This window comes from Actinosynnema sp. NPDC059335 (genome assembly GCF_042752395.1).
Classification (GTDB): domain Bacteria; phylum Actinomycetota; class Actinomycetes; order Mycobacteriales; family Pseudonocardiaceae; genus Actinosynnema.
In genome coordinates this window covers 1-22,447 of the sequence record NZ_JBHYXZ010000018.1, presented here as the reverse complement: position 1 = coordinate 22,447, position 22,447 = coordinate 1, and the positions used below count along the sequence as shown (strand labels likewise).

The 22,447-nt window shown below is 74.1% G+C and carries 16 protein-coding genes; 5 read left to right on the top strand and 11 right to left on the bottom strand.

Annotated elements, in window-relative coordinates; genetic code table 11:
• Window positions 1-205: 205 nt before the first annotated feature.
• A complete protein-coding gene (locus ACFXGA_RS08505) occupies window positions 206-1,525 on the top strand; it encodes a NosD domain-containing protein (RefSeq protein ID WP_378085590.1) in 1,320 nt (439 codons plus the stop codon).
• 40 nt (window positions 1,526-1,565) lie between these two features.
• On the opposite strand, the gene ACFXGA_RS08500 is transcribed toward ACFXGA_RS08505, so the two are convergent.
• Window positions 1,566-2,327 (bottom strand): hypothetical protein, encoded by a 762-nt coding sequence (locus ACFXGA_RS08500; RefSeq protein WP_378085588.1) that lies wholly within the window; start codon window positions 2,325-2,327, stop codon window positions 1,566-1,568.
• Between the two features lie 85 nt (window positions 2,328-2,412).
• Between ACFXGA_RS08500 and ACFXGA_RS08495 the strand changes: the two genes are divergently transcribed.
• Window positions 2,413-4,929 (top strand): SdrD B-like domain-containing protein, encoded by a 2,517-nt coding sequence (locus ACFXGA_RS08495; RefSeq protein ID WP_378085586.1) that lies wholly within the window; start codon window positions 2,413-2,415, stop codon window positions 4,927-4,929.
• 37 nt (window positions 4,930-4,966) lie between these two features.
• Here ACFXGA_RS08495 and ACFXGA_RS08490 read toward each other — a convergent pair whose 3' ends face one another.
• The 8 genes from ACFXGA_RS08490 to ACFXGA_RS08455 all read right to left on the bottom strand — a co-directional run bounded on the left by ACFXGA_RS08490 (window position 4,967) and on the right by ACFXGA_RS08455 (window position 16,369).
• Window positions 4,967-6,319, bottom strand: a complete 1,353-nt coding sequence (locus tag ACFXGA_RS08490; protein WP_378085584.1) for an NAD(P)/FAD-dependent oxidoreductase — start codon at window positions 6,317-6,319, stop codon at window positions 4,967-4,969.
• The gene (locus ACFXGA_RS08485; protein ID WP_378085582.1) at window positions 6,316-7,647 is read right to left on the bottom strand and encodes a radical SAM protein; all 1,332 of its coding nucleotides are present in this window, start codon (window positions 7,645-7,647) and stop codon (window positions 6,316-6,318) included. The genes ACFXGA_RS08490 and ACFXGA_RS08485 overlap by 4 nt, the downstream gene beginning before the upstream one ends.
• Complete coding sequence (locus ACFXGA_RS08480) at window positions 7,644-8,501, bottom strand: hypothetical protein (protein WP_378085580.1); 858 nt, start codon at window positions 8,499-8,501, stop codon at window positions 7,644-7,646. The genes ACFXGA_RS08485 and ACFXGA_RS08480 overlap by 4 nt, the downstream gene beginning before the upstream one ends.
• Window positions 8,498-9,880, bottom strand: coding sequence for a hypothetical protein (locus ACFXGA_RS08475; protein ID WP_378085578.1), 1,383 nt, complete (start codon window positions 9,878-9,880; stop codon window positions 8,498-8,500). Before ACFXGA_RS08475 ends, ACFXGA_RS08480 begins: the two co-directional genes overlap by 4 nt.
• Complete coding sequence (locus tag ACFXGA_RS08470) at window positions 9,877-11,361, bottom strand: ferritin-like protein (protein ID WP_378085576.1); 1,485 nt, start codon at window positions 11,359-11,361, stop codon at window positions 9,877-9,879. Before ACFXGA_RS08470 ends, ACFXGA_RS08475 begins: the two co-directional genes overlap by 4 nt.
• 366 nt (window positions 11,362-11,727) lie before the next feature.
• Window positions 11,728-13,884, bottom strand: a complete 2,157-nt coding sequence (locus ACFXGA_RS08465; protein WP_378085574.1) for a BTAD domain-containing putative transcriptional regulator — start codon at window positions 13,882-13,884, stop codon at window positions 11,728-11,730.
• Window positions 13,885-13,972: 88 nt separating this feature from the next.
• On the bottom strand, window positions 13,973-15,472 hold the full coding sequence (locus tag ACFXGA_RS08460) for an MFS transporter (protein WP_378085572.1): 1,500 nt from the start codon (window positions 15,470-15,472) through the stop codon (window positions 13,973-13,975).
• A 36-nt stretch (window positions 15,473-15,508) separates the two neighbouring features.
• Entirely contained in the window at window positions 15,509-16,369 is an 861-nt protein-coding gene (locus tag ACFXGA_RS08455) for an NAD(P)-dependent oxidoreductase (protein ID WP_378085569.1), read from the bottom strand.
• Window positions 16,370-16,541: 172 nt separating this feature from the next.
• On the opposite strand from ACFXGA_RS08455, the gene ACFXGA_RS08450 reads away from it, so the two are divergent.
• The 3 genes from ACFXGA_RS08450 to ACFXGA_RS08440 all read left to right on the top strand — a co-directional run bounded on the left by ACFXGA_RS08450 (window position 16,542) and on the right by ACFXGA_RS08440 (window position 20,708).
• Complete coding sequence (locus tag ACFXGA_RS08450) at window positions 16,542-19,757, top strand: BTAD domain-containing putative transcriptional regulator (protein ID WP_378085567.1); 3,216 nt, start codon at window positions 16,542-16,544, stop codon at window positions 19,755-19,757.
• Between the two features lie 379 nt (window positions 19,758-20,136).
• Window positions 20,137-20,442, top strand: a complete 306-nt coding sequence (locus ACFXGA_RS08445; protein WP_378085565.1) for a hypothetical protein — start codon at window positions 20,137-20,139, stop codon at window positions 20,440-20,442.
• A gap of 14 nt (window positions 20,443-20,456) precedes the next feature.
• The gene (locus tag ACFXGA_RS08440; RefSeq protein WP_378085563.1) at window positions 20,457-20,708 is read left to right on the top strand and encodes a hypothetical protein; all 252 of its coding nucleotides are present in this window, start codon (window positions 20,457-20,459) and stop codon (window positions 20,706-20,708) included.
• Window positions 20,709-20,773: 65 nt separating this feature from the next.
• Here ACFXGA_RS08440 and ACFXGA_RS08435 read toward each other — a convergent pair whose 3' ends face one another.
• Both ACFXGA_RS08435 and ACFXGA_RS08430 read right to left on the bottom strand, forming a co-directional pair.
• On the bottom strand, window positions 20,774-21,499 hold the full coding sequence (locus ACFXGA_RS08435) for a hypothetical protein (protein ID WP_378085561.1): 726 nt from the start codon (window positions 21,497-21,499) through the stop codon (window positions 20,774-20,776).
• Between the two features lie 106 nt (window positions 21,500-21,605).
• Window positions 21,606-22,037: a hypothetical protein gene (locus ACFXGA_RS08430; RefSeq protein WP_378085559.1), complete on the bottom strand. Its 432-nt coding sequence runs from the start codon at window positions 22,035-22,037 to the stop codon at window positions 21,606-21,608.
• Between the last annotated feature and the right edge of the window lie 410 nt (window positions 22,038-22,447).

Genomic DNA, 22,447 nt, shown 5'->3' with positions numbered 1-22,447 from the left:
GGCGTCACGGGCGGGGGCGCGGCCCCGGCCTCGTGCCGCGCCGGGCCGGGCTCGCACGCCGCGGTGAGGCCGGCGGCCAGCGCGCCGGCGCCCGCGCCGAGGAAAGCTCGGCGTGACGGGAGGTCCTCGGCTCGGCGCACGGGGTGAGAGGGTGCCAGATTCGGCCTGGCGCGGGCGAATCCGGTCCTCGTGCCAGACTGGCCCCATGCTTCGTTCCCGCCTTGCGGCGATCGCGGTGGCGCTCCTCCTGCCCGGCTGCGGCGCTGGCGACGACGGACCGGGGGAGGGCCGCCGACCGGAGGGCTCGGGGGTGACAATCCGCGTGCCCGCCGACGCGCCGACGATCTCCGCAGCGGTGTCGTTGGCCCAACCGGGTGATCTCGTGCTGGTGGCGCCGGGCGTCTACCACGAGTCGGTCAAGGTCGGCACCGACCGGGTCACCCTGCGGGGCGAGTCCCGCGACGGGGTCGTCATCGACGGGCGGCTGCGACAGCCCAACGGCATCGTGGTCACCGCGTCCGGCGTGGCCGTGGAGAACCTGACGGTCCGGAACAACACCCACAACGGCGTCCTGGTCACGGGATCGGCGCGGGCGGCCGCCGGGACGCCGGGCGACGGCGGCTACGACACCGGCGACGAGCCTGTCACCTTCCTCAAGTCGTTCCTCGTCTCCCACGTCACCGCCACCCGCAACGGCCTGTACGGCATCTACGCGTTCTCCGCGCAGGACGGCGTCATCGAGCACTCCTACGCCTCCGGCTCCGCCGACTCCGGGATCTACGTCGGGCAGTGCAAGCCCTGCCGGATCGTGGTGCGGGACAACATCGCCGAGCTGAACGCCGTCGGGTACGAGGGCACCAACGCAGGCGGCGACCTGTACGTGGTGGGCAACCGCTTCGTCGGCAACCGGGTCGGGCTCACCATCAGCTCCGACCACCAGGAGAAGCTGCTGCCGCAGGAGGGGGCGCACGTCGTCGGCAACCTGATCGCGGCGAACCAGCAGGAGGCCACGCCGGAGCAGGCCGACGGCGGGTGGGGCCTCGGCGTCGGCATCGACGGCGGCAACGACAACCGGGTCGTGCGCAACCGGATCGACGGCCACGTGAACGCGGGGCTGGTGATCACCGCGACGTCCGACATCCCGGCCGACGGCAACCAGGTGCTGGAGAACGCCTTCACGGCCAATGCCGTCGACGTGGGCTGGACGTTCCCCACCGCCACCCGCGGGACGGGCAACTGCCTGCGGGGCAACGAACTCGCGACGACCGTGCCCGAAGCGCTGGCGACGACCGCGCCCTGCCCGGCCGCCGACCGGTCCCCGTCCGGCACCTGGACGAGCCCGAAGCCGCCGCGCGGGATCCCGTTCACCGAGGTGGCCGCGCCCGCGCCGCAGCCGCAGCTCCCGAACGCCACCACCGCGGGACCCACCGCCGTGCCCGTGGTCCCCGAGTTGCCGGACGTCGCCACGATCGCGCTGCCGGCGGTGTCGCTGCTGGCCGACGGCGCGCTGGTGCGCACCCCGTGAGGGGTTGCGGCGGGTGCGGGCCGCACCGGGACGTGAGCGGTTACGGCGTCGGGGTGACGCCGGGCGCGGGCCGCACCGGGACGTACGCGCGGTCGTCGAAGTCGATGACCACCGGGCGGGGTTCGGAGGCCACGTCGGCCTGCACCCGGTGCATGGCGCCGTCCGGGTCGATCCAGTAGCGGACGTTCCCGGCGGTGCCCGGCCGGGCCCGCGCGCTCGGCCCCGACATCACGTCCACCTCCCGGCCGCCCACCTCGTCGCGGCCCACCCAGGCCGCCCCGTTCTGCGGCAGCAGCTCGGCGTTGTCCGGCCGGTCGCTGCCGAGGTTGAGCGCGATGAGCAACGCGCTGTCCAGCGTGCTGCCGGCCGTGCGGAGCGCGCGGCGGTGCCACTCCGAGTCGGGCGGGGTGGCCGGTGGCTGCGCCGGGGCGTCCGCCATCGGGTGCGCGTACACGGCGGTGGCGGTCCACTGGATCAACCCGTCGCCGGACGCGTCCCGCCCGCTGCCGTGCACCACGCCGTAGCCGAGCCCGGCCCGGTAGTCGACGTGCCCGGTGACGACCAGCCCGCCGGCCGCGGTCGGCACGGTGATCGTCACCGCTCGGCCGCCGGCCTCGTGGTTGCGGAACCGCGCGATCGCCAGCCGGTTCACCTCGTCCGAGGTCAGCGCCCGCGGACCGGCGGGCTCGGCACCGCCCACGACCAGGAACGCCGTCACCCCGACCACGGCGGCGGCCACGACACCGAGGACGACCACCACCCGACGCCGCGGGAGGCGTCCTGCGGTTCGCATGCTGCGCATGTGGCCCGACGCTAACAGGGCCACCGATTCACCCCCTGATTCACCCGGCGACCCGGCTCTCGCCACCGCGCCGTTCTGGTTGTCTGTGACGGATCACGACGACTTCCGCGGGGGTACGACGATGGGCCGGGCGCGCAGGACCCGACTGGCGCGGGTGGGGGTGGCCGGCCTGCTGCTGGTCGGCAGCGGCATCGCCGGGGTGACCGCGGGGACGGCGGCCGCGTCGCCCACCGACGGCACGCTGACCGTCCAGGTGCTGCGCGACTTCTTCGGCACCGGCGTGATCAACACGACGATGGACGTGCCGCAGGAGGGCATCGACGTCGCCGTCTCCGACCGCGAGGGCCACCGGGTCACCGGGGTCACGGACGCGACGGGCAAGGTCGTCGTGCCGCCGTCCACCGTGCTGACCGGCGGCCACTACCGCGTCGACGTCACGATCCCCGAGCCCTACAGCGCCTACCTCCGGGCCGCGCCCGCCTCCACCGCGGACAACCACTTCGACAGCTTCACCACCTTCGTGGACGTGTCGGACGGCAAGGACGACTCGGTGATCACCGCCGTGTGGAACCCCGTCCACTACGCCCTGCCGGACTCCCGGTACTTCGTGCCGATCCAGAACGCCGGCAACGGGACCGACACCCGCGCGCTCGTGGCGTTCGGCGTGGAGACCCGCGGCACGTGCCCCGAGGACGTCGCGTGCCCCACCACGCTGGCCACGCAGGAGCAGGTCGGCACGACCTTCGGCCTGGCCTACGACAAGGACCGGCGGCGGCTGTTCCAGGGGGCGTTCGCCCGGCGGCACACCCTCTACGGGCCCGAGGGCGGTGACGCGATCTACACCGTGCCGGTGGACGGCGGCGGCGCGCCGACGCTGTTCGCCAAGGTCCCGGGCGCGGCGGTGACGCCGCACGACACCGCGAACATCATCAAGGACGGCGGCTTCACCGACGTGGCGGGCAAGGAGAGCATCGGCGGCCTGGCCCTGTCGGAGGACGGCTCCACGCTGTACGCGGTGAACCTGCTGACCCGCAGCCTGGTCAGCTTCGACGCCACCGGCGCGACCGCGGGCGCGCCCCTGGCCACGGTGCCGGTGCCCGACCCCGGCTGCGCGGCGCCCGACGACTGGCGGCCGTTCTCCGTCCTCGCCCACGACGGCGCCCTCTACGTGGGCGGTGTGTGCAGCGCCGAGAGCACGCAGAACAGGTCGGACCTCAAGGCGGTCGTCCACGCCTACGACGGCACGGGCTTCACCCCGGTGCTGACCCAGCCGCTCGACTTCGAGCGCGGCGAGGTGCTCACCGGCGTGTCGGGCGCCGCCCAGGCCAACCACTGGAACCCGTGGCAGGCCGACCTGGCGTCCTGGGACGACCACGACGTCAACGGCGGCGGCGCGCTGATCGACCCGCAGCCGCAACTGGCGAGCCTCGCGTTCACCCGGGACGGGTCGATGGTCCTCGGGTTCCGCGACCGGTTCATGGACACCACGGGCTGGGACGCGATCGACCCCAGGCCGGGGGTGAACGGCACCGAGCGCGGCTTTTCCGGCGGCGACATCACCATGGCCTGCGCCAACCCCGACGGCGGGTACTCGTGGGAAGGCAGCGGGGACTGCCCCGACCACGCGGCCACCGCCGACGACGGCCAGCAGCGCCCCGGCGTGGTCGAGTTCTTCCCGGGCGACTACTTCTCCCCGGCGGGCCCGGCGGCGCGCGGCCCGCACCAGGAGAGCGCGCAGGGCGCGGTCGCCTACATCCCGCAGCTCGACTGGGTCGTCAGCACCCAGATGGACCCGACCGTCAACGTCGCCACCGGCGGGACCGGGTACTACCACGTCACGACCGGCCAGGGGCCCGGCAACAACCCCGCCGCCAACGCCTACGAGTTCACCGGCCGCCGCCCGCCCAACGGGTTCGGCAAGGCGGGCGGCCTCGGGGCCATCGCCTACCAGGCGGCGAACGCGCCGATCCAGATCGGCAACCTGGTGTGGTTCGACGGCGACCGCAACGGCGTGCAGGACCCGGCCGACGTGCGGCTGCCCGGCGCGACGATCACCCTGCTGGACGCGACCGGCGAGCAGGTGGCCACGACGAAGACCGACGCAGCCGGCGAGTACTACTTCGGCGGCGTCGGCGCGGCCTACGAGCTGACACCCGGCGCGGAGTACACGGTGCGGTTCGACGTGTGCACCGCGGACACCGCCACCGTGCCGGGCCAACCGCCCGCCACCGACCTGGTGTTCACGCTCCCGGTGGTCGGCGACGACCGGGTGCACGACTCCAACGTGGTCCCGCCCACCACCGGGCGGTTGTGCGACGGCGTCGCGCCGGTGATCGCGCCCGCCAACCCGGGCGAGGTCGACCACACGATCGACGCCGGCGTGCACATCCCGCAGCCGGAGCCGACCACGACGACGACCGAGCCGCCGACGACGACCACCGCGGCCCCGACGACGACCTCCGCCGGCAAGGATTCCGGTTCGCTGGCCGAGACCGGCCTGTCCTCCGGCCTGCCGTGGCTGGTGGGGCTCGGCGTGCTGGTGCTGGGCATGGGTGTGGCCCTGGCGTTCCTGACCCGCAGGCGCCGGGCGGGGCGGAGCTGAGGCGGGCCGCCGGCCGCCGACGCACGGCGGCCGGCGCTCACCCCCCGACGACGAGCAGACCCGCGCCGAACAGCCACTTCGCCGTGGCCTCGGCCTGACCCGCGGGCAGGCGGGCCGACCACGTGCGGAGCAGGTCGGCGAGGGACGGCGCGTGCGCCAGGCAGTCCAGCAGCGGCGCGAGTTCGGTGTCGCCGACGTGCGCCACCGGGCCCGGCAGCGCCGGGTGGGTGAGGGCGCGGCGCAGGGTGACGACGTCCCCGACCGGGCACGGGGTCGGCACCACGGCGGCGTCGGCGACCAGGCGCACCGGGCGGTGCAGGCAGTCCGGCGTCAGCGGGGTGGGCGCGGGCCGGGCGCGCGCCGGCGGCGGCACCGCACGACGACGCCAGAACGGCTGGTCGCGGTGGGTTTCGTGGCGGTGGTAGTGGGCGGCGGTCCAGGCGGCGTGCCGGGCCGCGGCGCGGTCGCGGCGGTCGCGGTAGAACGCGAGCGCGGCGGCGCGGTCGCCGCCGGAGAGCACGGTGTTCGCGGTGACCGCGGCGGCCATGGCGCTCTGCACGGCGCTGTCCACCCCCGACGACGTCAGCGGGTCCAGCGTGTACGCCGCTTCACCCACCTTGACGCGGTCCTCGGTCACGGGGTCGTCGTCGCGGTAGCTGGTGGCGTCGCACACCGCGACGTCGAGCGACGCGGGCCGGTCCGCGAACAGGCCCGTGGTGTCGAGCAGGTGGTGGTAGAGCCGCCGCACGTCGTAGGCGTAGTGGCGCAGCAGGTCCGGGTCGACGAACGCCATCGCGCGGAACGCGCCGTCGGGCAGCGGCGCGCCCCAGCACCACGTGCGCGGTCCGGCGCCGATCCGGGTCGGGCCGGTTCCGGGCCACACGGCGTGCAGGGCCAGCGTCCGCGCGCCGGTGGCGGTGGTCGTGCCGCCGGTGGCGCGGTGCCGCCCGCTCGCGTCCACCAGGAACCGCGCCCGCAGCACGTCGTGGCGCAGCGGGACCTCCCACCCGTCCGGTCCGCGCCGGGGCCGCCCGGCTCGCGCGGGCTGTCGGACCGCGACCCCCTCGGCCCGCGCGGCGGCCAGCAGCACGTGGTCGAACCTGCCGCGGTCGACCGTGACGGCGCGGGGGTCGGGCTCCACCTGCCGGGTCGTGTCGTCCTCCCACCGCACCAGCGCGCCGCCCGACGGCACCGACCCGTCCAGCGCGTGCCGCAGGCCCAGCACGTCCAGCAGGGCCGGCACGCCCGGTGACAGCGCCTCGCCCACGTGCGGTCGCGGGAACGGCCGCCGTTCCACGAGCACGACGCGGTGGCCGAGCCGGGCCAGGCGCAACGCGCACACCGACCCGGCCGGCCCGCCGCCGAGCACGCAGACGTCCCAGGCGGTCATCCGGCGAAGTAGTCCGGGCGCTCCGCGAGCAGGCGGCTGTAGGCGGTCAGGCAGTGGTGCAGCCAGCCCCGGATGTACTGGCACGCGGGTCTGCCGCGCCGGATGACCTCGTGGTGGCACCCGCCGCCGCACAGGTAGCGGGCCCAGCAGCCCCGGCACGGCTCCTGCCGGTGCACGTGCCGCTCGGTCAGCCACCGGGCGCGCCGCGCGTCGTCCACGCCGCCCGCCAGGTCGCCCATCGCGCCGTCCTCGTCGCCGACGAACCGGTGGCACGCCGCCAGGTCGCCGTCGGCGGACACGCCCAGGTAGCCCGCGCCCGCGCCGCACGGGTACGGCCGGTGCGTGCCGCGGTGGATCTCGCGCAGCGCGCTGACCATGTTGGTGAACGGGTAGCGCTGCCCGGCGACGACCCGGCGGACGAACTCCTCGCCGCACGCGGTCATCTCCTCCAGCATCAGCTCCAGGTCGGGCAGCGCCATCTCGCCGTGCCCGGTGGGCGAGCTGAGCATGGGGGAAAAGCCGACGCCGTGGAACCCGGCCGCGACGAACTCGTCCAGGGTCGCCTTGAGGTCCAGGTTGAGCGGCGTGACGGTGACGCGGGCCGAGACCTGCATCCGGCGCTGCGCGGCCAACAGGGGCGCGACCCGGTCCATGACGCGCCGGTAGCTGCCCCGGCCGTCGCGGTGCGGCCGCAGCAGGTCGTGCCGCGCGCCGACGCCGTCCAGGCTCACCGTCACGGCGAAGCCGTGCGCCTCGAAGAAGTCGCCGTCCTCGGGCGTGAGCAGGGTGCCGTTGGTGGTGATGGAGAACGTGACCGGCACGCCGGTGCGCTCCGACACCGCGACGGCGTGCTCGGTGGCCGCGCGCACGACCGGCCGGTTGATCATCGGCTCGCCGCCGAGGAACGCGAGGTTGACCCGCTCGCCGGGGGCGGCGTCGCGGAACAACGTGTCCACGGCGGCGAACGCCGTCGCCTCGGGCATGTTCTTGGCCGGCCCGCCGAAATCGCCCTGCTGGGCGTAGCAGTAGGTGCAGCCCAGGTTGCACTTCTGCGCGACGGCCAGCGACAACGCCCGCACCGGCGGCGGCTCGGGCGCGACGTCGTCGATCTGCCGCGGCGCGTCCAGGCCCAGGTCGGCGAGCACCGCGTCGAGCGCCCGCGGGTCCGGGTCGCGGCGCGCGGCGTCGATCCGGTCGTGCAGGGCCTCGCCGACGCCGAACAGGCGGCTGCCGTCGGCGAGCAGCACGCGCGGTCCGACCTCGGTGCGCAGCAGGTGGACATCGGGGTGGACCGGGGCGGACGCCTCGAACAGGCGCGGCGCGGTCATCCGGCGTCCGATTCGCGGGCGTCGTGCTCCGGCGCGTCCTTGCCGTCCACGATGAACCGCAGCTTGCCCTGCCAGTCCTGGAACAGGTCGTCGTAGCTGACCAGCCGCGAGTCCTCGCGGTCGTCCAGCACGTACTCGCGCGGTTCGCGGTCGACGGCGAACCAGTGGTTGCCGGTGCTCGTGCCCGCGGCGGTGTCCTCGACGTTGACGTAGTCCGGCCTGCTGGCGGCCCAGTAGTAGCAGGCGCACTCCCGGTAGTCGTTCTGCCAGGGCGAGCACAGGCCGCGGGTCAGGTCGCCGGGGCCGGCCAGCTCCTCGGCGATCACCGGGAGCCGACCGCCCGGAACCGCCTCGCTGCGCGGGAACAGCGACCTCACCCCCAGCTCCCGCACCTGCACGTCCCCGGTCTTGCCGACGGGCCTCGGCGACGGCTGGGCGGTGAACGTGCACTCGACGGTTCCGCCGGCGTGCTCGGCCAGCGCGTCGGCCAGGGAGTTGGACCACTCCAGCATGGTCACGCCGTCGGGGTTGCCCACCGAGACGAGCCGCCCCGGGGCGCCGCCGGGGCGGGTGGGGCCTTCCAGGTAGCCGATGACGTCGTGCCCGCCGACGGCGAGCAGGCGGCAGCCGACGAGGTCCTTGTGCTCCTGGTCGGCGTCGACGACGTAGTTGTCCGCCTCGTGCAGTTCGATGCCGACCAGCAGGCGTCGCCAGATGTTGCGGAAGTCGAACTCCAGACCGGGGAACGCGTTGGAGATCGCCGACTCCGGCAGCGTGCTCGGCGGGTTGCCCGCGGCCCGGTAGTGGAGCTGCGCGGTGAGGTTCATCGGGTCGATCCGGTTGTCGTCGCTCATCGCGTCCCTCCGGGCTCGTCGCCGCCGTCGAAGATGTCCTGCCGGGCGGCTTTGCGCGCGAGGTCGACCTGGCGGCGGGTCAGCGCCAGCGACCGGCCGTCCGCGCCGCGCATCAGCGCGGGCATCTTGCGCCGACCCTTGGCGGTGAGGTCGCCCACCTCGTCGTGGTCGCGCAGCACGTCGGCGAACCACGGCGCGGTGCCGCTGCGCAGCGCGGCGAGCACGTGCTGGTGCAGCGCGAGCACGGCGGAGGCGTCCACCAGGGACGGCGCCATGATCGGCTCGTAGAGCCGGCCGGTGTCGGCCGAGTCCTGCCGCACCATCGTGCTGGCCGCGTCGACGCGCCCGTCCACGGTGTTGCCGTTCATCACCTCGGTGTTCATCAGCCGCACGGTCTCGGTCGCCCGGCGCAGGATCTCCTCGGTCACGGCGCGGGCGAGCGCGACCGTGTCGTCGTCGGTCGCCTTCGGGCCGAGCAACGCCTGGTCCAGCTCGTCCGCGACGGTCCGGATCGGGACGACGTCCGGCGCGTAGGCGGGCGGGCCGGCGCCGATGCGGCCGAACGCGGTCAGTTCGTTCCCCGCCACGGTGAGCTTGACGTGGACCAAGCCGTCGCACTCGTCGTCCAGGTAGCCGCGGCTGACCCACGTGCCGTCGGGGCCGTCGTCACCCGCGTAGATGCTGCCCGGGATCGTCACCAGGGGGTCGTCCGGCTGGTCGGCGTAGCCGCGCCACGTGCCCTTCGTGGCGTCGTAGAGGAAATCCACGACGTTCGGGTCCGGGTCGAGGATGTAGGTGGCGTCGGCGGAGCCGTAGACGTGGCCCCCGGCGGGGGTGAAGCGCAGCCGGATGCCGGGGAAGTCGGCGGTCGGCCGGATGTACCGCACGTGACCCAGCGGCAGGTGCTTGTGCTCCAGGAAGTTCGGGCACTCACCCTTCAGCTCGTGCACCGCGTGGTCGCCGAACCACCCGGTGTCGGCGTCGATCAGGTCGTCGCCGTCGTGGGTGCGGCGCTGGATCTTGTGGTTGCCGACCCGGACCTGCCAGCGCACGTCCTCGGGCGTGAGGCCGTTGTCGCGCAACAGGTCGAGGGTGAGCGGCACGAGGCCGTCGTCGGTGAGCGCCCAGACCTCCAGGAACGGCGCGACCGGCCTGACCTTGCCCTGACCGTCGGTGAACCGCAGTTCGGCGGGCGGGTCGGCACTGGTGATCGCGCCGGAGTCGGGGTCGACCCGGAACGTCGGCGCGGGGCGAAGGTGACGCGGCGCGAGCGGTCGCAGCTCGTCGACCTCGGCGGTGTAGTTGTCCATCGGCTCGGCGGCCGCGCCGAGGCGACCGATGGCCAGGGGTGGCAGGATGCGCAGTTCCCGGATCGTCATGACGTGCACCCCTTGCGCTCGAGGACGTGCCCGATCTGGTCCAGCGCCCGCTGGTCGGCTTCCCGCAGCGCCACCAGGTACGGGTCGGCCGGGCCGTCGGGGTCGGTGTCCGCCAACTGCGCGGTGAGCAGCCGGGAAGCCTGCACGAGGTCGCGTTGCAGGAGCCAGCGGTCGTGGTCGTGGTGGGGCAGTTCGAGGCTGTAGGGCATCTCGAACGGCGGCCCGGCCCGCAGCCCGTCGGGCGCTTTCGCCTCCAGCGGGCGCTCCACCAGCCGTCCGGCCAGGGCGCGCAGGTTGTACATCTCGGCGAACGCCCGGTGCACGAGCGCGCCGCGCCCGGTGAGCACGCCGCCGTTGTCCACGGGACCGGCGAGCAGGAACGCGTGGGAGATGTCGGCCAGCAGCATCCGGTAGCGCAGGTTGAACAGGTGGCCCCACAACGCGGTGACGGGGTCGGTGATCGGGCTGGTCGTCACCTCGGCGGCGGCGTAGCCCACGATCTCCGACTCGTTGAGCCGCTTGACCGTCACCGGGTTCTCGGCGACGGGGCGGGCCACCAGCGCCTGCTGCTGCGGTGACAGCGCCTTCAACGCCCGGTAGATGCCGAGGAACCGGTTGAAGTGGGAGGTCTCCTCCGCAGCTCCCTGGTCCCCGGTCGTCCCCTGGTTGCCGAGGGCCTCGCCCTGCTCGCCGATCTCGCGCAGCGCCTTGCGCGCCGAGTCGCGGGAGAACACGCCGAACACCAGCAGCTCGGGCGACTTCACGTTCGGCAGGTTCCCCGCCTCCCGTCCCCGCTGCCCGCGGGTGTAGCCGCGGCCCCACTCGTCCCAGGACGCCTGGTAGGGCAGCGTGTCGGCGTGGAATGCCTCGTCCGGCAGGAAGTCCCGGTTCTCCAGGATGCGGTCGATCCGTTCGTACAGCTGCCCGACCCGGTTGACGTACTGGCTCGCGGTCTCGGCGGCCCTCTTCTTGATCTCGTCGGCCTCGGGCCCGGACCAGCTCCCGGGGCTCTCCGCGACCACGTAGGTGGCGAGCGAGTCGAGGCTGAAGGGGCGCAGGGTGAACGGGAACGGGTAGAAGTCCGAGCCCCACGGGTAGTCCTCGCGGTCGAGGTTGATCGGGCCGCCCAGGGCCGTGAGCAGGTTCTGCACGGTCACGAGGTGGCCCATCTCCTCCTTCGCGACGCCGAGGACGACCTCCTGCCACTCCCGCACGTCGTCGCGCAGCTCCCGGGGCACCTGCGGACCGCCCATCGAGTAGGCGGCGAACAGGTACTGCACCATCAGCGAGTGCTCGATCTCGGCCGCGACGTGCAGCAGCATCACCGTGTAGTCGCGCCAGTTGAACTCCGGTGGCAGCACCGGGCGCTCCTCGCCGGGCTCGATCGACCCGGCCGACGCCAGGAACGCCACGGCCGGCGACCGGTCCTCGAACAAATCCGGCACGATCGACGCGAGATGCCTCTGCACCCTCGACCGCATCCGCCCACCTCCGTTTCCCGCCCGCTTCGAGGCGCAGGGGCGAGCGTGCCGGCGTCGGGACGACATCGCGTGCCGGCCGGGGCGAACGCCAGTCGTGCCGGTGAATCGGTCATCCGACCGGGTGGGCTCTGCTGACCGAAGGTGGTCGTGGGCGGCGGTGGTCGCCACGGTCGGGGGATGCGACGACGGTTCGGGCGGTGGTAGCGCGGCCGCGCCTTGATCGTCGGCCGACGGTGGCGGCCGCAACCGGTCGGAGGTCCGCGTGGACGGGGGCCGGTGGCCGATCGGCGATGGGCGTCCGGATCGGCCCGGTGGCCGGGGGAGGACCGGCGCGCGGGCGGCGGCGCGTCGGTCCCCGGTGGTGCGTCAGGCGCCGTTCGCGCCCGCCGACACCCCCACCCCGGCCAGTGCCATCACGTGGACCGCCCGCCGTTCGGGGCGGCGGAACGCCAGCGGCGTGCCCTCCGGCTCCCGCTTCGGCCACGGGTCGGCGTCGGTGTCGGCGTCGGTGTCGGCGTTCGCGTCGGGGCCGGTCGATAACCGGTCCACTGTGGACAGCATCACCCGGCGCAGTCGGTCGACCGTGCCGTCCCGCGGCGGGTCCAGGGTGATGGACGCCGCGTGCGGTTTGCCGCCGCCCCAGCTCGGCCGGCGCTCCAGCAGCGCCTGCCGCGCGGACACGACCACGAGCAGCGGCACGGGGTGGTCGGAGTCGGCGAGGCGTTCCACCGCGTCGAGCACCTCCTCCCCGGCCAGGTGCACGTCCCGCAGCACCACCACGAGCGGGTGGTCGCGGGCCGCCAGCTCCAGGAACCGCCGCCACGCGGTCAGCACGCCCTCGCCCGGCGACGCGGTGTCGAACAGGGGCAGCAGCCGGGTCGCCAGCGCGTCGGCCTCCGCCCGGCCCGCCGCGCACAGCGCCGACGCCAGCTTGGCCCGCGCGGTGTCGGGACCGTCGTCCGGCCGCACGTCGCAGTACCCGGCCAGCACCTGCCTCACCGCGCCGAGCGGTTCGCCCTCGACGACCCGCTCGTCCAGCACCCGCGGCCCGTCCACGGACCCGGCGAACCGGTCCAGGAACGCGTCCGGCTCACCCAGCACGGTCACCAGGTGAGGCGTGTCGCGGCGCAGCGCCCGGTCCAGCAGCCCGCGCACGACGGCCAGCTCGCTGTCGTCCTCGTCGGCCCGGCCGCGGCACCCGGTGACCTCCCACTCGCCGCTCCCGGTCTCGACCGCCTCGAACGCCGCACCGGTCAGGTCCAGCGTCTTCGGGCAGGTCCACACCGCGCCCTCGGGCACCGACGACAGCACCTGGTAGCAGCGGTCGACCAGCGCGCCGTTGACGGTCGGCGGCACGCCGGGCTCGGTCAGCACCAGCGCCTCGCCGGTCGCCACCGCGATGTGCACGGCGAGGTCGCGGCGCATCCCGTCGGCGAAGCAGTCGCGCAGCGCCAACGCCGCCCGCACGGCCCGCGCCTCGTCGTCGCCCTGGGCGTAGGGACCGCCGAACACCGCCAGCGACGCCGAGCCGATCGACGTCGCCACCGTGCCGCCCAGCTCCTCGATGCCGCGCCGCACCATCCTGGTCGCCTCGGCCAGCGCGTGGTCGACCACGGCCGGGTCGGCGTCGGCGACCCCGTGGCGCGGGCGGACCCGCACCAGGGCGACGGTCAGCCGCCGCCGCTGCGGCCCCGGCGAGGACCGCGGCGCGGGGATCGGCTCCACCGGCCGCAGCCGCCGGACCACGGCCTGCTCCGGGGCGGCCGGCAGCGCCAGCGCCGGGTCGTGGGTGAGGATGGCGTGCTGGAGCTTCTGCAGCGCCGGACCGGGCTCCAGACCGAGGTCCTCGACCAGGGACGTGCGCAGCCTGCTGTAGACGGCGAGGGCGTCCGCGTGCCGCCCGCACCGGTACAGCGCCAGCATCAGCTGGCCGCACGACCGCTCCCGCAGCCGTTCCGCCTCGACCATCGCCTCCAGCTCGCCCAGCACCGACTGGTGCCTGCCGCAGGCGAGTTCCGCGTCGAAGTAGTCCTCCATCGCGTCGAGCCGGGCGTTCTCCACCACGGTCAGCTCCGGCCAGCAGATGCCGCTCTCCACCAGGTCCGCCAGGGCCGCGCCGCGCCACGTGCCCAGCGCCTCGCGCAGCACCCGCGCCGCGACCTCGGGCCGCCCGCGCTCGGCACGGCCCCGCTCGGCCAGCTCGTGGAACCGGAAGAGGTCCACCCGCGCCGGGTCCACCTGCAACACGTACCCGGGAGCCTGGGTGGACAGCCGGGGCGCGCCCGCGCCCTCGGTGGCCGAGAGCGCGGCGCGCAGGCTCCACACCGCGTTCTGCAGCATCTTCCGCGCCGAGGCGGGCGGGTCCTCACCCGGCCACAACGCGCACAGCAACTGGCTGGTCGGCACCACCTGGTTCGCCTTGAGCAACAGGAAACCGAGCGTGGCGCGCTGCTTGATGCCGCCGAGCGAGATCGGTCGCCCGTCGTGCAGCACTTCCAGCGGACCCAGTAATCGGAACTCCATCGTTGTTCCCCCAGCTGTTGTCGGACCGGCCGGAGCGGGTGTGCCCGCTCCGGCCCACGCCTCCGCGACGTCGTCGGGCGCAAGCCCGTCAGGCGTTGCTCGTCTCCGCCACGGTCTCCTGCCCGGCCTCCGCCGAGCCGCGCACCAGCACCGCCGTGACCACGGCGACGACGATCGTCGCCACCGCGCCCACCAGGCCGACCACGTTCAACGCCGAGGTGAACGCCGACCGGGCCGCTTCGACCACGTCCGCGCCACCCGCGGCCAACGCGCCGGCGAGCGACTCCACGGCGTCGGACGGCAGCCCCTCGGGCAGCTCGGACCGGTACACCGCCGTGCCCACGCTGCCCAGCACCGCGACACCCAGCGCCAGGCCGAACTCCATGCTGGTCTCCGACATGGCCGCCGCGGACCCGGCCCGCTCGGCGGGGGCCGCGCCCACCACCAGCTCGGTGCCCAGCGCCATCATCGGGCCGATGCCCAGGTAGACGACGACCAGGCCGGACACCACCAGCGCGAGCCCGCCCGGACCGTCCACGAACACCAGCAGCAGGTAGCCCACCGCGGACACGGCCAGCGCCGCCGCGACCAGCCGGCCGGGCGCGACCCGGCGGGCCAGGGCCGGGGCGGCCATCGACGACGCGATCATCGCCACCGCGGACGGCAGCAGCCAGAGGCCGGCGCCCAGCGGCGAGTGACCCGCGACCATCTGCAGGTACTGCGTCACGAACATGTAGACGACGCCGACGACCGCGAGCCCGACCAGCAGGGCCAGCAACGCGCCCATGAACGCGGGCCGCGCGAACAGCCGCACGTCCAGCAACGGGTCCGGCAGCGCGCGCTGCCGCCGCACGAACACCACCGCGAACACCAGGCCCACGACGACCGCCGCGATCGCGCCCAGGCCGATGCCGTCCGCGGCGACGACCTTGAGCCCGTAGATCACCGGCAGGATCGCCGCCAGCGACAGCAGCACGCTGGGCAGGTCCAGCCGGCCCGGCTCGGGGTCGCGCGACTCCGGCAGCAGGATCGGCGCGCTGACCAGCAGCAGCACCATCACCGGCACGGCGAGCAGGAACACCGAGCCCCACCAGAACAGCTCCAGCAGCGCGCCGCCGATCAGCGGACCCGCCGCCACGCCGGCCGAGAAGCACGCGGCCCACACGCCGATGGCCACGCCGCGCTGGCCCGCGTCGTGGAACATGTTCGTGATCAGCGCCAACGTCGACGGCATCAGCGTCGCGCCGGCGATGCCCAGCAGGGCCCGCGCGCCGATCAGCATCGCCGGGTCGGTCGAGTACGCGGCGGCCACCGACGCCGCGCCGAACGCGAGCGCGCCGATCATGAGCAGCTTGCGGCGGCCGATGCGGTCGCCCAGCGTGCCCATCGTGATCAGGAAGCCCGCGATCATGAAGCCGTAGACGTCGATGATCCAGAGCGTCTCCGTGCCGCTGGGCCGCAGGTCCGCGCCCAGGTGCGGCAACGCGAGGTAGAGCACCGTGGCGTCGACGGACAGCAGCAGGGTCGGCAGCGCCAGCACGGCGAGGCCCAACCACTCCTTGGCACCGGCCCGTTCGGTGCGTTCCATGTTCCTTCACCTTCCCCAGCTCGAGCGTGAAAGTCCTCAGTCGGGACGCGGGTCGCGCAGCACCTCGATCAGGCCGGCGAACCCGTCGCCCGCGTGCCCCCGACGGATCGCCTGCTCCACCCGTGCCAGCAGGAAGCCCGGCAGGGCGTCGTCCACCCCGCCCGCCCGGCTCGCGGCGAGCAGGCGCTCGATCACCACCGCCTGGTGGCCGAGCGTCGTGCCCGGGTACTCGCCCCGGTCCACCCCGGCGGACAGCTCCGGCACGGACGGACCGACGACCCGGCGCAGCCACCGCTCGGCGTGGGGGAGGAAGTCGGCGGCGGGGACGCCGTCGGCCGACACCAGCGCGAGCCCGTGCAGCAGTCCGGCCCACGCGCTCCACATCACGCCCAGCAACGCCACCTCGTACAGCGCGGGCAGCCCCACGTCGTCGCCCAGGTACGTGCCGGTGCCGCCCAGCGCGGCCAGCGTCGGCTCGTGCTCCTGGTAGAGCGCCTTCGGACCCCCGTAGAAGGTCAGGGCGGTGTCCGCACCCACCTCCTCGGCGGTCGTGAGGATCGCGCCGTCGAGGTAGCCGACGCCCCGGGAGGCCGCCCAGGCGGCGGTGTCGCGGGCCTCCTCCGCGGTGCCCGCGGTGAGGTTCACGACCACGCGGCCCGCCGGTGCGTCCCCCAGCGAGTTCACGATCTCCCGCATGGCGCGGTGGTCGACCACGCGGACGACCACGAGCGGACTCGCCGACACGGCCTCGACCAGCGTCGCGGCGCGGTTCGCGCCGTTGGTCGCCGGTTCGTCGGGGCGTCCCGGGAGCCGGTGCCAGACCGTCGTCGGGTGACCCGCGTCCACGAACGCCCGGGTGAGCGCCGTCCCCATCGGACCCAGGCCGATCACCGTCACAGGCGAACGGTCGCCCGCCGTCATCCTCCGCCCTCCTCATCGTGACGGCCCCCACCCTCTCCGGGAGCCCTCCCGATCGCCTCTCGGCGACCTCTCGGGTCTCTCGCTGAGTGTTCGTGAGTACGCTCTCCGTCACACGTGGCGGCGGTCGACTCCCGTTATGGTGTGTTTTGTGCGTTTCGGCATCCTGGGGCCCCTGACCGTCTGGACGGAGGACGACCGCGTCGTCCCCGTACCGGGCGTGAAGGCGCGCACCCTCCTGGCCTGTTTGCTGGCGCACGACGGCGAGGCGGTCTCGGTGGACCGCCTGGCGGACGCGCTGTGGGGCGACTCGCCGCCCAACAACCTGGCGGGCGCGCTGCACACCAAGGTGTGGCAGCTGCGCAAAGCCTTGGAGGACGCCGAGCGGGGCGCGGGCGACCTGGTGGTGTCCCGGTCGCCGGGCTACCTGCTGGACGTGCCGCCCGACGCGGTGGACGCCCGCCGGTTCGCCGCGCTGCTGTCCGCCTCGCACGAGGTCCCCGACCTGCGGGCCAGGGCCGCCCTGCTGGGCGACGCGCTGGCGCAGTGGCGCGGTCCGGCGCTGGCGGACTTCGCCGACGCCGGGTTCGCGCAGCCGGTGCTGGCCCGGCTGGAGGAGCTGCGGCTCACCGCGCTGGAGGACCGGGCCGAGGTCATGCTCGGCCTCGGCGAGCACGGCCTGCTGGCGGGCGAGCTGGGCGACCTGCTGGCGCGCCACCCGCTGCGGGAACGGCTGCGCGCCGCGCACATGCGCGCCCTCTACGCCGCGGGACGGCAGAGCGAGGCCCTGGCGAGCTTCGACGCCCTGCGCGCCACGCTGGCCGAGGAGCTGGGGCTGGAGCCGAGCGCCGAGCTGGTCGCGCTGCGCCAGGCGATCCTCGAACGGGACCTCCAGCTCACGCCCATGCCGTCGCCGATCACCACGGCGGCCCGGCCGCTGAGCAACCTGCCCGCGCCGGTGACGCCGCTGATCGGCCGGCAGGCCGCGATCGGGCAGGTGCGCGCGCTGCTGGACGCGAGCCGGCTGGTGACGCTCAACGGCATCGGCGGCGTCGGCAAGACCCGGCTGGCCATCGCCGCCGCGGCGGAGGTCGCCGACGCCTACCCGGACGGCGTGTGGCTGGTCGAGCTGGCCACCCTGGAGTCGCCGGACGGCGTGGTCGAGGTCGTCGCCACGGTGCTCGGCGTGCGGGACGAGGTGACCGGCGCGGGACCGCCCGTGGCGCTGGCCACCCGCCTGGCGGAGGCGTTGCGCACCAAGCAGTTGCTGCTGGTGCTGGACAACTGCGAGCACGTGGTCGAGCGGGTCGCGGACGTGGCCGAGATGCTGCTGATGGCCGCGCCGGGCGTGCGGGTGCTGGCCACCAGCCAGGAGCCGCTGGGCATCGCGGGCGAGCGGTTGTGGACGGTGCCGCCGCTGACCCTGCCCGACGCCGACGGCGTGTCCACCGCGGTGGAGCTGTTCGTGGCGCGCGCGACCGCGGCGGCGCCGGACTTCGTGCTGGACGGGTCCACCGTGGAGGCCGTGCACGCGATCTGCCGCCGGCTGGACGGCATCCCGTTCGCGCTGGAACTGGCCGCGACGCGGGTGCGCGCGCTGGGCGTGCACGAGGTCGCGGCCCGGCTGGAGAACCGGTTCGCCCTGTTGACCGTGGGCCGGCGCGGCGCGCCCGCCCGGCAGCAGACGTTGCGCGCGGCCATCGACTGGAGCTGGGACCTGCTGTCGGACCGGGAACGCGTGGTGCTGCGGCGGCTGGCGGCGTTCAGCGGCGGCTGCCCGCTCAACGCGGCGGAAGAGGTGTGCGCCGGGGAGGGCATCGAGCAGCACGAGGTGCTGGACCTGGTCGCGCGGCTGGTGGACCGGAGCCTGGTGAGCGCGTCGGACGTGGCGGGCTCGCGGCGTTACCGGTTACCCGAGTCGGTCGCCGCCTACTGCGCCGAACGGCTGCGCGAGGCGGGGGAGGCCGACCGGGTGCGGGCCCGGCACGCCGCCTACCACGCCGACTTCGCGGTGCGGGTGATGGCGCACCTGCGGGGCCCGGACCAGCGGCGCTGGCTCGAACTGGCCGACGCCGAGGCGGCGAACTTCCGGGTGGCCCTCGACACCGCCGCCCACCAGGGCCGGGCCGACCTGGCGCTGCGCGCGGTCAACGCGCTGGCCTGGTACTGGTTCCTGCGCGGCAGGCTCGGCGAGGCGACCCGCGCGTTCGCCTCGGCGCTCGCCGTCGAGGGCCACGCGGACCCGTCGGAGCGCGCGAAGGCGCTGGCCTGGCAGGCGGGGTTCAGCCTGCGCGTCGGCGAGTCGACCTACCCGCTGGAGCACTACGACGCGCTGGCCGACGAGATCGCCGACCCGCTGGGCCGGGCCACCGCGCGGTGGTTCCTGGGCTACGCCCGCATCGGGTTCGGCGACCAGGACAGCAGCGAGAAGCGCATCGACCGGGCGTTGAGCGAGTTCCGCGCGCTGGGTGACCGGTGGGGCACGGCGGCGGCGCTGGCCGCGCTGGCGACGCAGGCCGTGCTGCGGGGCGACCTGCGCACGACCCAGCAGTACGGCGAGGAGAGCGCGGCGCTGTTCCGCGACGTCGGCGACGGCTGGGGCCAGCTCCAGGCCGGTGACGCGCTGGCGTCGCTGGCCGAGGTGCGCGGCGACTACGACGACGCGCTGCGCGTGCACCGCGAGGGCCTGCGCATCGCCGAGACCCTGGGGTTGTGGTCGGAGGTGTCGACCAAGCTGTCGGGCCTGGCCCGGATCGCCCTGCTCAAGGGCGACTACGGGCAGGCGCGCGAGCTGCACGAGCGGGCCATGCGGCTGGCCGCCGAGCAGAGCTTCACCTTCGGCGAGCAGTTCGCGGAGGTGGGGCTGGGCCTGGGCGCGCGTCGTGAGGGGCGGCTGGACGCGGCGGAGGCGCACCTGCGGCGGTGGCTCGGGTGGTGCCGCCAGCTCGACGGCGACGTGGGCGAGGCGTTGATCCTGGCCGAGCTGGGGTTCGTGGCCGAGCAGCGCGGCGACGCGGCGACCGCGCTGGCGCTGCACCAGGAGGGGTACACGGCGGCGAAGGCCACCGGCGACCCGCGGTCGGTCGCGCTGGCGCTGGAAGGGTTGGCGGGCGCGCTGTCGGTGGCCGGGCGGCACGCGGAGGCGGCCACCCTGCTCGGCGCGGCCGCCTCCGGGCGCGAGGGCGCGGGCGCGCCACTGCCCCCGGCCGAGCGCGGCGACCTGGAGCGGATCGAGGGCTGCCTGCGCGTGGCGCTGGGCGACGAGTTCGAGACCCACTTCTCACACGGCCGCGCGCTCGACCCCGTCACCGCGCACGGTCTGATCGGCCAGACCACCGACCACGTTCCCGTGCAGCGGCTCCCGTAGTCGGTCGTCGGGCGACCGGCCAAGCCCTTCCCCCTGACAGGCGTGCGGGAGGTGGCCGCCGTCCGGCCGCCCATGGTGCCGACGGGACCCTGCCGATCCGGGATCCGCAGGTGGCGATGCGGCAGGGTCGTCAGCCGGCGCGGGTTGGGGGATCGCCCGTCGTGCCGAAATTGCGCACATTTTACCGGAGCCGTCCGTCGAAGCGCTAAACAAACGCTAAAACCGCTCCATCGGGATGGTCGCCCCCCTGCTTGTTTATTCGGTTGCCGAGATCACGTGCGGCTCGCTACGTTCGACGCGGTTCTTCGATCACTTCGAATTCCGGGGAACCTCCCGTCAAGGTTTGGTCGCGTGTTCGCCAACGAGTCGAGGGGGAAGTTTGAGCAAGTTGCGTCATGTGGCACTCCTGCTTGCCGGTGTCGTCCTGGTGGCAATTGTCCCGGGGGTGGCTTCGGCCCTGCCGGATTTTCCGCCGTCTGTCGGGACGTCCGCCATCGCGCCGCAGGCGTGGGCGCCTTCGGGCGTTGCGGGCGCCGAGGTGCAAGGGACGGTCACCGCGACGAGGATCGTTCCGGCAACGGCCACCAGTGCCGCGCAGGAAAACATCATCACGTGCACGGTCGACAAGCAGTACCGCACCGGTCCACCCATGTCCCCGGCACGGTCAACGTCGTCGTGGTCGTGAGTTGCGACGATTTCGTGAGCCAGCTCGAAACCGGTGTCAGCCTGTACCGCGACGGCTCGCTGGTGGCCCAGTCCGGGCCGGAGAGGCGGAGCTACGCCGCCGTGGTCCAGGCGAATGCTTCTGAGCAGTGCCACAACGCCCTCTACGGATCATGGCGCTATTTCAGCGTCTGGTTCCCGCCGGGGTACACGCCGTCGTGGGCGACTTGGCCGCCCAGTTCCGACCCCTCCCTGGGATTCGGTCCGGGTAACGCCATCACCTGCTGAAACACGCCTTCGGCGGCACCGGGCGGTCACCGCTGGTCCTTCGGCCGGGGGTGGCCGCTCCGCGGTCACCGGTTGACCGAGTCGGACTCGATGGTCACCGAATCGGTGGCGTTGACGGCGTACGCCTCGAGCCCGGGTAGGTCGAGCAGTTCCGTGACGCATCGGCGGGAGGCGGCGAGGTAGGTGGATCGGAGATCGACGTCGATCCCGAGCACCCACGCCTCGTCCTCCGGCCAGCAGAGGTTGACGGTCTTCCGCAGCGGTTCCGGTGCGAGGTTGCGCACCAGTCCCGACAAGGGGCCGCGCAACAAGTACATCTCGCGTTGCGGTAGCCGGAAGGTCGACGCCCGATCCGGGATCAATAGCGGCTGATTGCCTCGCCACACTCCGAACCAGCAGGATTCGGATGTGGTGTGCCACCGCAGGAAATCGGCCAGGATGGTGCCGTAATCAACGGGCAGCACGCCGGTCGCCGGCTCGTCGCCGTACGTGTACGACGCCGGGGCGATGCGTTCCCACTGCACCAGCGGATGAACGACGGCGCCGGTTTCTGCCGCCACCTCGCTCCACCGACGCGCTGTCCTGCGCTGTGCCAGGGGGAGGTCGCGGCGTGCCGCGGTGGCCGGGTCGGGTTCATAAGCCGGGTGCAGCAGGCGTGCGTATGCCGCGAATCCGGTGGGCACTATGGCGCCCACGTCGAGAGGCCGTTCGTGGATGTGCTCGACCAGCCACCGCGCGGGACTCAGGTCGTTCACGACTTCGAGTTCGCCCACCCGGAAACCACCGTTCATGGTCACATGATGCCGCAGACCGGACCTCCCGCACCCGACGTGCGGAACCAGCCCGGCCGATCAGCTCACGGGACCGATTACCGGTTCGACGCCCCGAGATGCGGCACTAGTACTCCAGTTCGAAGTCGCGGTGGTCGTCGGGATCGACCGCGGCGACCAGCTTGTTCCCGGGGCTCAGGGCGGGGTGGTACCCGGCGTCGTGCTCGACCTCGAACTCGGGCACGTCCGGGCCGCTGATCCGGAGCCGGACGCGGACCGTGGAGTCCTCGCTGATCGGCTCCGCGGTCAACACCTCGGCGATCGCGGGCAGGCCCACCTCGTCCAGGCGCAGCAACCGCCGCTTGGCGCGCGCGATGCCGCGCCACACGGCGATGCCGAACGGCAGCAGCACCACGGTGAGCACGACGCCGACGGCGCCGCCGTCGTCGGCCGCGTAGACGATCGGTCCGGTGACCACCAACGCCGCGGCGAACAGGCGCAGGACCACGTTGTTGCCCCGGTTGGCCCCGCGCACCTCGACGAACCCGTTCTGCCCCATCCCGGCACCTTAAGCGGGTCGCGGGGGTCGCGGGCCGGGGTTGATCGCCGGTGCGGCCGAACGGCGGCCGGCATCCGGTAACTCCTCGCGCTGCGGCCGGGGAGCCGGTGGCGTGTCAGGCGAACGGGCCGGGGGAGCGGGTGAGGCGTCACGTGGTGGGCCGGGAAGTCAGCGGGCCGTCGCGCGATGGGCCGGGGGAGCGGGTGGGCCGGAAGATCCGGTGCCGGGTCCGGGCACGGAGCGCGGCTGCGGTTGTTCGACCCCGCCCGGCCGCTCCATAGTGGGACGAGGCGGCGGACCCGCTCGGGACGCGCCCTAGCTGTACTGATTCGTGACGTTGTTGACGTCTAGGCGGTCAGTCGGGTGATGGGTGGCTGGCCGCCGAGGGCGCTGTGGGCTCGGTGGTGGTT

Excerpts from the sequence above, each read along its gene's own strand:
- ACFXGA_RS08485 (WP_378085582.1), bottom strand. The coding sequence starts at position 7,647 with ATGACCGCGCCGCGCCTGTTCGAGGCGTCCGCCCCGGTCCACCCCGAT.
- ACFXGA_RS08490 (WP_378085584.1), bottom strand. The coding sequence starts at position 6,319 with ATGACCGCCTGGGACGTCTGCGTGCTCGGCGGCGGGCCGGCCGGGTCG.
- ACFXGA_RS08465 (WP_378085574.1), bottom strand. The coding sequence starts at position 13,884 with ATGGAGTTCCGATTACTGGGTCCGCTGGAAGTGCTGCACGACGGGCGA.
- ACFXGA_RS08470 (WP_378085576.1), bottom strand. The coding sequence starts at position 11,361 with ATGCGGTCGAGGGTGCAGAGGCATCTCGCGTCGATCGTGCCGGATTTG.
- ACFXGA_RS08430 (WP_378085559.1), bottom strand. The coding sequence starts at position 22,037 with ATGGGGCAGAACGGGTTCGTCGAGGTGCGCGGGGCCAACCGGGGCAAC.
- ACFXGA_RS08435 (WP_378085561.1), bottom strand. The coding sequence starts at position 21,499 with ATGAACGGTGGTTTCCGGGTGGGCGAACTCGAAGTCGTGAACGACCTG.
- ACFXGA_RS08460 (WP_378085572.1), bottom strand. The coding sequence starts at position 15,472 with ATGGAACGCACCGAACGGGCCGGTGCCAAGGAGTGGTTGGGCCTCGCC.
- ACFXGA_RS08505 (WP_378085590.1), top strand. The coding sequence starts at position 206 with ATGCTTCGTTCCCGCCTTGCGGCGATCGCGGTGGCGCTCCTCCTGCCC.
- ACFXGA_RS08500 (WP_378085588.1), bottom strand. The coding sequence starts at position 2,327 with ATGCGCAGCATGCGAACCGCAGGACGCCTCCCGCGGCGTCGGGTGGTG.
- ACFXGA_RS08480 (WP_378085580.1), bottom strand. The coding sequence starts at position 8,501 with ATGAGCGACGACAACCGGATCGACCCGATGAACCTCACCGCGCAGCTC.
- ACFXGA_RS08475 (WP_378085578.1), bottom strand. The coding sequence starts at position 9,880 with ATGACGATCCGGGAACTGCGCATCCTGCCACCCCTGGCCATCGGTCGC.